Annotated in this window: 10 protein-coding genes and 3 tRNA genes; 6 read left to right on the top strand and 7 right to left on the bottom strand. The window is 56.8% G+C overall.

What is annotated here, in order from left to right; all coding sequences use genetic code 11:
* Nucleotides 1–31: 31 nt before the first annotated feature.
* Nucleotides 32–535, top strand: a complete 504-nt coding sequence (locus ACR0K4_RS11710; protein ID WP_480854085.1) for a hypothetical protein — start codon at nt 32–34, stop codon at nt 533–535.
* Between the two features lie 346 nt (nt 536–881).
* Here ACR0K4_RS11710 and ACR0K4_RS11705 read toward each other — a convergent pair.
* Together ACR0K4_RS11705 and ACR0K4_RS11700 are read right to left on the bottom strand one after the other, a co-directional pair.
* Nucleotides 882–956, bottom strand: a tRNA-Val gene (locus tag ACR0K4_RS11705).
* 109 nt (nt 957–1,065) lie between these two features.
* Nucleotides 1,066–1,794, bottom strand: coding sequence for a hypothetical protein (locus ACR0K4_RS11700; RefSeq protein WP_480854084.1), 729 nt, complete (start codon nt 1,792–1,794; stop codon nt 1,066–1,068).
* A gap of 339 nt (nt 1,795–2,133) precedes the next feature.
* On the opposite strand from ACR0K4_RS11700, the gene ACR0K4_RS11695 reads away from it, so the two are divergent.
* The 4 genes from ACR0K4_RS11695 (at nt 2,134) to uvrA (ending at nt 5,973) form a co-directional block, all read left to right on the top strand.
* A tRNA-Asp gene (locus ACR0K4_RS11695) sits at nt 2,134–2,210 on the top strand.
* Nucleotides 2,211–2,262: 52 nt separating this feature from the next.
* A tRNA-Asp gene (locus ACR0K4_RS11690) sits at nt 2,263–2,339 on the top strand.
* Nucleotides 2,340–2,440: 101 nt separating this feature from the next.
* The gene (locus ACR0K4_RS11685; RefSeq protein WP_480854083.1) at nt 2,441–3,007 is read left to right on the top strand and encodes a methyltransferase domain-containing protein; all 567 of its coding nucleotides are present in this window, start codon (nt 2,441–2,443) and stop codon (nt 3,005–3,007) included.
* A 107-nt stretch (nt 3,008–3,114) separates the two neighbouring features.
* Nucleotides 3,115–5,973, top strand: a complete 2,859-nt coding sequence (uvrA, locus tag ACR0K4_RS11680; RefSeq protein WP_480854082.1) for an excinuclease ABC subunit UvrA — start codon at nt 3,115–3,117, stop codon at nt 5,971–5,973.
* A gap of 6 nt (nt 5,974–5,979) precedes the next feature.
* On the opposite strand, the gene ACR0K4_RS11675 is transcribed toward uvrA, so the two are convergent.
* The 5 genes from ACR0K4_RS11675 to ACR0K4_RS11655 form a co-directional block, all read right to left on the bottom strand.
* Complete coding sequence (locus ACR0K4_RS11675) at nt 5,980–6,378, bottom strand: hypothetical protein (protein WP_480854081.1); 399 nt, start codon at nt 6,376–6,378, stop codon at nt 5,980–5,982.
* Between the two features lie 108 nt (nt 6,379–6,486).
* On the bottom strand, nt 6,487–7,359 hold the full coding sequence (mmsB, locus tag ACR0K4_RS11670) for a 3-hydroxyisobutyrate dehydrogenase (RefSeq protein WP_480854080.1): 873 nt from the start codon (nt 7,357–7,359) through the stop codon (nt 6,487–6,489).
* Between the two features lie 2 nt (nt 7,360–7,361).
* Complete coding sequence (locus ACR0K4_RS11665; RefSeq protein ID WP_480854079.1) at nt 7,362–8,402, bottom strand: enoyl-CoA hydratase/isomerase family protein; 1,041 nt, start codon at nt 8,400–8,402, stop codon at nt 7,362–7,364.
* Nucleotides 8,403–8,409: 7 nt separating this feature from the next.
* Complete coding sequence (locus tag ACR0K4_RS11660; RefSeq protein WP_480854077.1) at nt 8,410–9,552, bottom strand: acyl-CoA dehydrogenase family protein; 1,143 nt, start codon at nt 9,550–9,552, stop codon at nt 8,410–8,412.
* Between the two features lie 107 nt (nt 9,553–9,659).
* A complete protein-coding gene (locus ACR0K4_RS11655; protein ID WP_480520191.1) occupies nt 9,660–10,775 on the bottom strand; it encodes a carboxylate-amine ligase in 1,116 nt (371 codons plus the stop codon).
* Nucleotides 10,776–10,911: 136 nt separating this feature from the next.
* Here ACR0K4_RS11655 and ACR0K4_RS11650 point away from each other — a divergent pair, with 136 nt between their 5' ends.
* A complete protein-coding gene (locus tag ACR0K4_RS11650; protein WP_480854076.1) occupies nt 10,912–11,757 on the top strand; it encodes a class I SAM-dependent methyltransferase in 846 nt (281 codons plus the stop codon).
* Nucleotides 11,758–11,799 lie beyond the last annotated feature (42 nt).

Raw genomic sequence — 11,799 nt, 5'->3', positions numbered from 1 at the left:
CTGATAGAAAAAAGAAACCGAGGCGAAAAAAATGACGGAAATGTACACGATATTTGGGATCGCCCTGCTGGTTATGGTGGGGTACACCTATTTCGCTGTTCAACTGTCTCGCACGTTCCAGCCCCTTCGCGTGAAGGTGGCCGAGAACATAGAAGAGCTGTTGGCTGATGATACAATCCCTGAATTTGTTCGTACCGAGTTGGATCGGCTTGGAAACAGTCTGCTTAGCCGCGCTGCTGCCTGGTTGATCGTTGTCGTCTATCCTGTTGGTGTTTTCTACGCGCTTACAGGCAGGAAATTTGATCCGGGTCAAATTCGCGCGCATCCACGTCACCGTGATATCGCGCGTGTGTACTCAGAGGGAATTTTATGCATGCTTGCAAACAGCCCTCTTTGCATGGTCTTTTTCGTAATTGAGGCGATTGTCCTCATGGTGTTGCGTTTGCCGATCGGTCGCTCAGCGCGCCGGGCTCTTCATCTTGTGTTTTCGATAAACCCTCCGGAGGCCCATGATCAAAATGGAGCGCCTGCCTGATATTGAAAGAGTGTTGTGAGAGGCCCGACCCGTGTGGTCGGGCTTTTTTTGTTTTTACGACCGCCAATTCTGCGGATAGTATGGCCTGCAGTTTCCTCGCATATTATCGGCTGTAACCCTATCCTCTGGGCAATCGTGGGCAACGATAGACAGCGCCTGCGGCAGTTCCGTGTCCTCGCCCACGATCTCCACAAACCGTTCTTTGCTGTATCGACCGAACCTACCGCAGTAGTCGCACTGGATTTCTACAGTCGGTAAGGGGAAGTCTTTGGCGCGCATTTTCTGCTTTTTAGGTTCAGGGAACTAAGGGTCACTTCGTTATTTTCTCGTAACCCATTGAAAAGATTGGTGGGTGATAAGAGATTTGAACTCCTGACATCTTCGATGTGAACGAAGCGCTCTACCACTGAGCTAATCACCCGTAGAGGCGGCTATTACAGCCTGTTTTGATCCCGTGCAAGAGGAACTATCAGCCGACAGAGTCAGGCATAGGACAGATAGCCCCGGGATGGGGTCCCGGGGCCTTGTTTTTAGAGTCCGGGAAGCTTGTCGAATACTCCTCGACGACCAAAGGTCGTGGCGCGCTCGTTGCCGAAGGTGAAGCGGACTCCGACGCCGACATATGCTTCGTTTGTGCTGCCCGAGATGATGGGAGACGAGATATGGGCCACGCCGATTTCACCATAGACCTGCGCATAGTCGGTCGCGGCGTAATTTGCGCCGACAGCATACAGATCGTAATCGAGAATACCGAGAACGTTATCGACCAGATCATAGCTGGCCTTCAACTCCCACCGGTCGGCCAGATCTGCGCTGATTGAAATCCCAAAGAGGGTTCCGTCGATGTCCGAGAAATCAGACAGTTCTTGGCGACCCAGATAGGCCTCGAAATCTGCCTCGCCAACATCAAAACCTGCTTCAACGCCGTAGAAGTCGAAATCGGTGCCGTCTAGCTCTTCCTCACCGTAAAACGCCCCGAAGGACGCGTTCTGGCTGCTGTGAAGATTGCCATGCAAGGTCCAGCTGGTTGCCGTATCGTCCGGATTGTCGAAGCGATATCCGCCCAGATCCAACTGAGTGCTGAACATGCGGGTGAAAGCAACTTCGGCCGACCCGTTCAGGTTGAACACATCCCCCAAATCACTGTCGGTGAATGTCGAATAACCCAAGTCGATATATGCGCCGGCCAGTTCAACCGCCTGCGCCTGGCTGGAAATGGAAATTGCGGTTACTGCGCTGGCAATAAACAGTTTTTTCACGTGTCTGCTCCGTGTGTTTTTTGATTATGCTAGGGTCGAAATGAGACCTCATGAGCCCGGCCAGCCCTATGCCCAAATGGGGGGAATGTGTATTTGATTGGGGCAAAAAGAACCGGCTGTTGCTGCCGTAACACATTCTTGGGTTGCGCTTTCGGGTGCGTACGCCCGCATGTCTGGAAAAACAAAGAGAAGGCGGGGAATTTGAAACCCGCCCGGTGTCTTGTCAAACTCGGCGGAAATTCAAAATTCCAGTTTTGAGAGAAAATTTGAAAACGCCGCTTGACGCTGCCCGACCGTGGCCATAATACACCCCAACGTTCAGCAATGAACGGGCAGTGGGCGGTTGTAGCTCAGTTGGTTAGAGTACCGGCCTGTCACGCCGGGGGTCGCGGGTTCGAGCCCCGTCAACCGCGCCATCACTGCCAGCCTTTGATCCGGGCAAACGGATCGCACAGAGACCCTAAATGCGCGGTTGTAGCTCAGTTGGTTAGAGTACCGGCCTGTCACGCCGGGGGTCGCGGGTTCGAGCCCCGTCAACCGCGCCATTTTCCCCTGATGATCAAAATTGGCATTGGTGCAAAGGCATTGCAGGGCCAGTTCCGGTCTGGCATGACCGACGCGACAGGACCAACCCGAGAGAGCCCCCGTGACCAGTCTGAACCGGATCGTAATGGCACGCCGCAGCCGGGACTGGATTCGGAAACTGGACCCGCCATCTCTGAATGCGTTTGAAATCTCTGGATCTTGGGGTAAGCAGTTTGCCTTTAAGACCTATACGCGAGCCTGGCGACGGCAACACGACATCTGTCTGGGCCCACTAACGGATGAACAGGGCACGGTTCGAGCATTCGACCTGATCCTGGCCAATCAGGTTTGGGAACATTTGGATCGCCCCTATGAAGCGACATTGAACGTGTCCGAGATGTTGCGACCCGGCGGGTATTTTTGGCTGGCGGTGCCGTTCTTTATTCCGTTCCATGCGGCACCCAACGATTGTTCCCGGTGGTCCGCGCGCGGGTTGGTTAACCTTCTGACCGAATGCGGGTTCGATCCGGCGGGCATACGGGCGGAACAATGGGGCAATCGTCAGGCAGCCCTGCGCAATCTCGAGTTGGACTGGCCACCAAGCTACGATCCAGAAAGGGACGATCTGACAAACGATCCTGACTTTCCGATTTGTGCATGGGCATTGGCCCGGAAATCGGTCGAATAAGCGGAGGGTGGTGGAAAATCCGCCTGTTCCACATTTGTTCTAACTTTTCGGTTGGAGACTCAGCGCCGCTCGCCTATTTCTGAAGAACGTTTGAGTTGGGGGCCAGAATGGCTGAGCTGAAGAATATCGAGGTGCGCGGCGCGCGCGAACATAACCTCAAGGGCATTGATGTCGACATTCCACGTGACCAGCTGGTGGTGATCACCGGATTGTCGGGCTCGGGCAAGTCCTCGCTGGCGTTTGACACGATCTATGCCGAGGGGCAGCGCCGCTATGTCGAGAGTTTATCGGCCTATGCCCGTCAGTTCCTTGATATGATGGAAAAGCCCGATGTGGATCACATCAGCGGGCTAAGCCCGGCGATCTCGATCGAACAGAAGACGACCTCGAAAAACCCGCGTTCGACCGTAGGGACCGTGACCGAGATTTACGACTATCTGCGCCTGCTTTTTGCCCGCGCCGGTACGCCTTACAGCCCAGCCACCGGACAGCCTATTGAAGCGCAGCAGGTGCAGGATATGGTCGACCGGATTATGACGATGGAGGAGGGGACGCGGGGTTACCTGCTGGCTCCGATCGTGCGCGACCGCAAGGGCGAATATAAGAAAGAGTTTCTGGAACTGCGCAAGCAGGGTTTCCAGAGGGTCAAAGTAGACGGTGCGTTTTACGAACTGGACGAACCGCCGACGCTGGACAAGAAGTTCCGGCATGACATCGACGTGGTCGTCGATCGGCTCGTGGTCCGCGAGGGGATGGAAACCCGGCTGGCCGACAGCCTGCGCACGGCTTTGGATCTGGCGGATGGGATCGCCATTCTGGAAACGGCGCCGAGGGAAGGCGACCCCGAGCGGATCACCTTCAGTGAGAATTTTGCCTGTCCGGTCAGTGGGTTCACCATCCCTGAGATCGAGCCGCGCCTGTTCTCGTTCAACGCACCTTTCGGGGCCTGCCCGGATTGTGACGGTCTGGGGGTTGAACTGTTCTTTGACGAACGGCTGGTCGTGCCAGATCAGACGCTGAAGCTGTACGACGGCGCTTTGGCACCGTGGCGCAAAGGAAAATCTCCGTATTTCCTGCAAACCATCGAAGCCATCGCGCGGCACTATGAGTTCGACAAGAACACACCATGGAAGGATCTGCCCAAGAAGGTGCAGCAGGTGTTCTTGCGCGGTTCGGGTGATGAAGAAATTCAGTTCCGCTATGACGAAGGCGGGCGGGTCTATCAGGTCACCCGTACCTTTGAAGGGGTCATCCCCAACATGGAGCGCCGCTATCGTGAGACCGATAGCGCCTGGATTCGGGAAGAGTTCGAACGTTACCAAAACAACCGCCCTTGCGGCACCTGCGAAGGATTCCGCCTGCGGGCTGAGGCTCTGGCCGTCAAGATTGCCGGTCTGCACGTCGGGCAGGTGGTTCAGATGTCGATTCGAGAGGCTCTGGCCTGGGTCGAGGATGCTCCGAAGCATCTGAGCGTTCAGAAAAACGAAATCGCACGAGCAATCCTCAAGGAAATCCGGGAGCGGCTTGGATTCCTGAATAACGTTGGATTGGAATATCTTACGCTGTCACGTTCAAGTGGCACCCTCTCTGGTGGAGAAAGCCAGCGTATTCGTCTGGCCAGCCAGATTGGCTCGGGTTTGACTGGTGTGCTTTATGTGCTGGATGAACCGTCGATCGGATTGCATCAACGCGACAATGACCGTCTGTTGGGCACGCTGAAAAATCTGCGTGATCAGGGAAATACCGTGATCGTTGTGGAGCATGACGAAGAAGCCATACGCGAGGCGGATTATGTGTTCGACATTGGCCCGGGGGCGGGTGTGCATGGCGGGCAAGTGGTCAGCCACGGTACGCCGGACCATATTGCAGACGACGCGGCGTCGATCACCGGCCAATACCTGTCTGGTACGCGGGAAATTGCTGTGCCGACCGAACGCCGGGCAGGCAACAAGAAAAAAGTCACCGTTGTTAAGGCGACGGGCAATAACCTCAAAAACGTCACCGCGCAGTTCCCGCTTGGCAAGTTTGTCTGTGTGACCGGTGTTTCGGGGGGCGGGAAATCCACCCTCACCATCGAAACTCTGTTCAAGACAGCCTCGATGCGTCTGAACGGTGCCCGACAGACGCCTGCGCCCTGTGAGACGATCAAGGGGTTGGAGCATCTGGACAAGGTCATCGATATTGACCAGAGACCGATCGGGCGAACTCCGCGTTCAAATCCAGCGACTTACACTGGGGCCTTCACCCCAATCCGCGATTGGTTTGCGGGCCTCCCCGAAGCCAAGGCGCGCGGCTACAAGCCCGGTCGGTTCAGCTTCAATGTCAAAGGCGGCCGGTGCGAGGCGTGTCAGGGTGACGGTGTCATCAAGATCGAGATGCATTTTCTGCCAGACGTTTATGTGACCTGCGAGACCTGCAAGGGTGCGCGGTATAATCGTGAGACGTTGGAGATCAAGTTTAAGGGCAAATCCATCGCAGATGTGCTTGATATGACGGTGGAAGACGCACAGGACTTCTTCAAGGCTGTGCCGTCGATCCGTGACAAGATGGATGCGCTGGCCCGCGTTGGACTGGGCTATATCAAAGTCGGCCAGCAGGCGACAACCCTGTCAGGCGGTGAGGCGCAGCGGGTGAAACTGTCGAAAGAGTTGTCGAAACGGTCCACCGGGCGCACATTGTATATTCTGGACGAACCTACGACAGGTCTGCATTTCGAAGACGTGCGCAAACTGTTGGAAGTGCTGCATGAACTGGTTGACCAGGGCAATACCGTTGTCGTGATCGAGCACAATCTGGACGTGGTCAAAACCGCCGACTGGATCATCGATATCGGTCCGGAAGGCGGCGATGGTGGCGGTCAGATCGTGGCCGAGGGCACGCCCGAGCAAGTGGCTGCCTGTGAACGCAGCCACACAGGCCGTTACCTCAAGCCGATGTTTGATTCCAAACGGGTCGCTGCCGAATAGGTGTGATCAATACAAAATGTCAGCGACGGCACCGATCAGGTTCAGAACTTTCCGGGTTTCGGGATCGATGCGATAGACGTAATCCCCGGCTCGGACATAATCTCCGCCCCGGCGCAATCCATAGCGGTAGGGGTCATTGATCCAGACGTAATCATCCGAGATGCGGTCGCCGACGCGATAGCGATTTTTCACCTGACCGGGGGGCACGCAGGGCACCGCTTTCTTGGCCAGACCGGGCGGGCAATGACCTGCCTTCGCCCCGGTCCTGACCCCATAATCGGGTGAGACCCGCTCAACCTGAACCTTGTTCTTGTTTTTTCCTTTGCCATTTCCGTTTCCGGCCCATGCGGCAATAGGAGCGGCAGCAAAAACGGCAATCGCGGTCAGGCAGGTCAGGGTTTTCATTCACTCAGTCTCCAAAACAGGTAATCTATCAATCGCACATTTCACCCTGATCAGATAGGGGGAGCTCCTTGCGATTTTGAGGCCTGTGCGAACTTCCGCCGCTGGACCTTATGATCTGCGGCGCGTTTCGAACCTTGGAAGCATGGCACTGAAGTCGCGACCCAAGCCGTCTTCGTGCTCAACGAACTGCTCATACAATACGGTCGCGGCGTGGCCCATCGGCGTATCGGCATCGGCGCTGTCGGCGGCTTGCTGGCTAAGGCGCAGGTCTTTCAGCATCAACTCGGCCGCGAAACCCGGTTGATAGCAGTTATCCGCAGGGCTCTGAGGGCCGACACCCGGTGCGGGACAATAGGCATTCATTGTCCAGCTATAACCAGACGACGTGCTGACGACATCGAACATCTTCTGCCGGTCTAGGCCCAGTTTGTCGGCCAGCGCAAAAGCTTCGCATGTGGCAATCATGGTCACGCCGAGGATCATATTGTTGCAGATCTTCGCCGCCTGACCAGAACCGGCCTCGCCACAATGCACCGCTTTCTGACCCATGATTTCAAACAACGGGGCGGCCTTTGCAAAGGCGGCTTCTGATCCACCGGCCATAAAGGTCAGGGTCCCGGCAGCCGCGCCACCAATACCGCCCGAAACCGGGGCGTCAACCGCCAGCAAACCCGCATCCACAGCTTGTTTTGCCACTTCGCGAGCGCTGTCCACGTCAACCGTTGAACAATCGACCAGTACCGCACCGGCTGACATGGCCGGAATGATCTCATCAGCGACGGCGCGCAGGATTTGACCATTGGGAAGCATGGTGATGGCAACATCAGCACCGGCTGCCGCCTCGGCACCGGACGGGGCCAGTGTCACCCCGTCGACTGACACGTCGGCCATATCGAAACCTGTAACGGTATGCCCGGCTTTGGCGAGATTGGCGGCCATGGGCGCGCCCATGTTTCCCAAGCCGATGAAGGCGATCTTCATCCCTAGTCCTCCTCAAATTTCAAAGTGTTTTGCCCCAGTGGTCTCAGCATGTTCGACACGGCAACACCGGGAACGTTCAAATCGGCAAACTGCCATTTCGGATTGCGGTCTTTCTCGATGATCTGGGCGCGAATGCCTTCCAGAAAATCCCCGTGCTCCATCGCGCGATAGGTAAAGCGATATTCAAGCTCCAACGCCTTGCGTTGGGTCAGCGAAGGGCCCTTAAGCCGATGGATGATCTCGATCGCGCAAGCCATTGATATCGGGCAATTCCGTTCGATCCTGGTCAACGTTTGCGCGGCGAATTCGCTCGTGTCGCTGCGCAGTTGGTTAAGAATGTCCCCCAAGGTTTCGCCGTCAAACAGGTGGTCGATCTGCCCCTGTATCTGTTCCAGCTGACTTTCCGGCGGTGTGATGGCGTGACGCCCAATCACATCGGCATCGCCCGAGGCTTCCAACTGTTCGATCAGCGACGGCCAGATGTCTTGTGGAATGAAATGATCTGCAAAACCGGCATAAATCGCGTCTGCGCCGTTCATGCGATGCCCGGTTGTGCCAAGATATTCACCCAGACGTCCGGGGGCCAGAGCCAGCATCAAAGACCCGCCAACATCCGGGACCAGCCCGATGCCGCATTCCGGCATGGCGATTTGCGAGGTTTCGCCAACGATCCGATGGCTGCCATGACAGCCGATACCGACACCGCCGCCCATGGTGAATCCCTGCAGGAAACTGATGACCGGCTTTGGATACTCAAAGATCAGGGCGTTCAGAAGATATTCATCCCGCCAGAAGGTTTGCCCGTAGGCAAAATCGCCCTTGATCCCGGTATCATAAAGCTCGGCAATGTCTCCGCCGGCGCAGAACGCCTTTTCCCCCTCGGCATCCAGAATAATCAGGTCGACGGCATCATCCTCGCGCCAGTTCCGCAGCGCAGTGTCTATCGCCATGCACATCTCATAGCTTAGTGCGTTCAGGGCGCGGAGGCGTGTCAGCGTGATGCGTCCGGCGCGGCCAGTGGTTCGGATGTCGATGTCTGGCATTGGGTCCTCAGCGGTTGGTCAGCATCTGACGCGCGACGATGACTCGCATGATTTCGTTCGTGCCTTCCAATATCTGATGCACCCGCAGATCGCGCACAAGTTTTTCGATCCCGTAATCGGCCAGATAGCCATAACCGCCATGCAATTGCAGACATTGGTCCACGACCTTCGACCCGGTCTCGGTCACGAATTTCTTGGCCATGGCGCAGAATTTTGTGGCGTCCGGCGCCCCTTGATCCAGCTTCCAAGCCGCCTGACGCAGGAAGGTGCGCGCGGCCTGCAGTTCGATCTCCATATCTGCAAGACGGAACTGCAGGGCCTGAAACTGGTCGATCGATTGGCCGAATGCCTTGCGTTCCGACATGTATTGTAAAGTCATGTCCAACCCATTTTGCGCCGCACCCAGAGAACACGAGGCGATGTTGAGACGCCCGCCATCCAGACCCATCATGGCGTATTTAAAGCCGTCGCCTTCCTGGCCGACCAGATTGCCGGACGGGATTTTGCAATCATCAAATTGCACCTGAGCCGTCGGTTGGCTTTTCCAACCCATTTTCTGCTCCAGCGCGCCAAAGCTGAGACCCGGCGTTCCGTCTTCCACATATACGGTCGAGATCCCTTTGGGCCCGTCCGCACCGGTGCGGACCATGCAGACATAGGCGTCGGAATATCCGCCGCCCGAGATAAACGCCTTGGTTCCGTTCAGCGTATACCCCTCGTTTGAACGCTCGGCCCGTGTCTTCAACGCCGCCGCGTCCGAGCCTGAACCCGGTTCGGTCAAACAATAGCTGAGCACGGTCTTCAGGCTCAGCACATCGGGCATGATCCGGGCTTTCAGCTCTTCACTTGCGAAGCTGTCCAGCATCTTGGCGCACATATTGTGGATCGACAGGAATGCCGCGACCGAGGGGCAGGCCATTGAAAGTGCTTCGAATACAAGGGTTGCGTCCAGGCGCGACAGATTTGATCCGCCGCTGTCTTCGGAGACGTAGAGCGCACCAAAACCCAGCTCGCCCACTTGCGGCCACAGCTCTTTCGGGATTGTACCATCGGTTTCCCATTGGCGCGCATGGGGGGCGATATGATCCTGCCCAAAGGCATAGGCCATGTCGAAAATGGCTGTCTGTTCCTCGGTCAGCGCGAAATCCATGGCGGTGTGTCCCTTGTGGTCTGAAGAATTGAACAAGCGTTTTATTCTTCAATCCTTACAGAATTTTTTCAGGCGCGGCAAACCTTGGACTCGGGCGGAAACCGAGGCTAGAGATCGGCGTGGAATTCTTCGATCAGGTGTCTGACAACAGCCATCCCGGGATCCTGACCGCGTGCGACGGCTTCGGCGTGGACGCGGCGTTGACGCGTGGCCGAGGTTCCGCCCTCGGCGATTTGGCGCAGGCGGGCCAGTTCGGTCATGGTGCCCAGCGCTTCGGTATCTTCAGCCAGCATTCCCATCAACTCGCCAATCAGTTCGGGCATTGGTTTGATCGAGCGGTCACCAAAATCGATCATTCCTTCGCCGACGCCATAGCGCTGCGCCCTCCAGCGGTTCTCACCAATCAGAAACCGGTCATATTGCCGCCAGCGCAGATTGCGATCTTTCAGGCGGCACAACATGCGTGTCAGGGCCTGCACCATAGCGGCCAGCGACAGGGTATGTTCCAAACGCGGTTGTACGTCCATGATCCGGGTTTCAAGTGTCGGGAAACGATGTGACGGGCGAAGATCCCACCAGATTTTCGAAGTGTCTTCGATCACGCCAAGTTCGACCAGAATGCCCGTGGTGCGTTCGTACTCGGCCCAACTGCCGAATACGGGGGGAAGGCCGGTGCGGGGCAGGTTGTCGAACACCGTCAGGCGGTATGAGGACAGTCCGGTATCCTCGCCGTTCCAGTAGGGGGACGAAGTGGAAAGCGCCAGAAGGTGCGGCAGGAAGTAGGACAGTTGCGGCATCAGATCGGACCGCAAAGCGGGGTCGGCAACGCCGACATGGACGTGCATGCCGCAGATCAGCATCCGCCGCGCAACACCCCCAAGCGCGTGTTGTAGCGCGTCATAACGTTCTTTGCGGGTATGATGCTGGTCCTTCCAATTGGCAAAGGGGTGACAGGAAACCGCAATCGGGGCGAGGTTATATTCCGCCGCCCGCTTGGCGACGCAGGACCGCAAACGCTTGAGGTCCTCGCGCGCTGATTTGATGGTACTGTGCGGCCGGGTTCCAACCTCGATCTGGCATTGCAGGAATTCTGGGCTGACCTGCCCTTCGAAATCGGCCTGACAGGCCTCCATCAGGGCGGTTGGGGCTTGTGCAAGTTGAAGGCTGTCCTGATCGACCAGAAGGTATTCTTCTTCGATTCCCAGCGTAAATTCCTGCTGCATGGCGGCCCTCGCGGTTCTGGTAAAACCAGTGAATACGGAAATTTCCCTTTTGCCAAGGGTTTGGGATGCAGGCGCTTGCGAAGCCCCCATTTGCCCCTGTAAGGACCGATGTGACAGTCGTTAGTGGAGCCACCCTGTGAAACCCAGAAAATTCCCTCAGATCAACGCCGCCCTGGATGAGCTGGACGTGCGCCTGGTCGACAAGGTCACCGAGCGAGAGGAACGGGTACGGCTGGAGGCGTTCGAACGGGCAGGGGGTCTGACCCGCCCCGCCTACGCGTTATCTCCGGGTATGGAGGGTTTCGATATCGCGCCTTTGGTGGAAGAGTTCGAACACCATGCCGAGGCTCTGCAGGCACTAAAAGATCCGGCCCGTAATCAGACGGGCTATCGTATTGGAAACGGGTATTACGACAGCCCGGACGCGGATGCGCTTTACCTGATGGTAAGGCGGTTCCAGCCGCGCCGGGTGATCGAAGTGGGGTGTGGGAACTCAACCCGCGTGACCCGGCAAGCCATTCTGGATGGTGGATTGCAAACACAGATCACCGCGATCGATCCATATCCGCGCGCCGATATCGCACATGTCGTGGATCACTTTGAACAAAAACGGCTGGAAGACGTTGATCCGGCGCTGTTCGATCAGTTGGAGGCTGGGGACATCCTGTTCATCGATTCCAGCCATGTGGTCCGGATGAGCAATGATGTCGCCCATCTGTTCTGTCGGATCATTCCGACCCTGAAACCGGGCGTGGTCATTCACGTGCACGATGTTTTCTTGCCCTATGAATACCCCAAGCGATTCTTCTATGACTGCCCCGGCTGGGGAGAGCAGTATATCTTGCACGCGATGCTGCAATCCGGTTCATTTTCAATGCTTTGGCCCGGGTATTACCTGCAGCAGGAACGCCCTGACGCGCGAGAAGCCCTGCCGTTTTTGAAGGTCGGACGGGCGCAGAGTATCTGGGTTCAGATCAAATAAAGTTGAACCCTTTGTGATCCGGTCTGATCCTGACGCCGTACC

This window comes from Ruegeria sp. K11 (assembly GCF_056531905.1).
Note: the sequence above shows the minus strand (reverse complement) of the source record. Positions and strands in the feature narration are given on the sequence as shown.

Coding starts and splice junctions, on each gene's coding strand:
- ACR0K4_RS11675 (WP_480854081.1), bottom strand. CDS start 6,378: ATGAAAACCCTGACCTGCCTGACCGCGATTGCCGTTTTTGCTGCCGCT.
- ACR0K4_RS11665 (WP_480854079.1), bottom strand. CDS start 8,402: ATGCCAGACATCGACATCCGAACCACTGGCCGCGCCGGACGCATCACG.
- ACR0K4_RS11710 (WP_480854085.1), top strand. CDS start 32: ATGACGGAAATGTACACGATATTTGGGATCGCCCTGCTGGTTATGGTG.
- uvrA (WP_480854082.1), top strand. CDS start 3,115: ATGGCTGAGCTGAAGAATATCGAGGTGCGCGGCGCGCGCGAACATAAC.
- ACR0K4_RS11660 (WP_480854077.1), bottom strand. CDS start 9,552: ATGGATTTCGCGCTGACCGAGGAACAGACAGCCATTTTCGACATGGCC.
- ACR0K4_RS11655 (WP_480520191.1), bottom strand. CDS start 10,775: ATGCAGCAGGAATTTACGCTGGGAATCGAAGAAGAATACCTTCTGGTC.
- mmsB (WP_480854080.1), bottom strand. CDS start 7,359: ATGAAGATCGCCTTCATCGGCTTGGGAAACATGGGCGCGCCCATGGCC.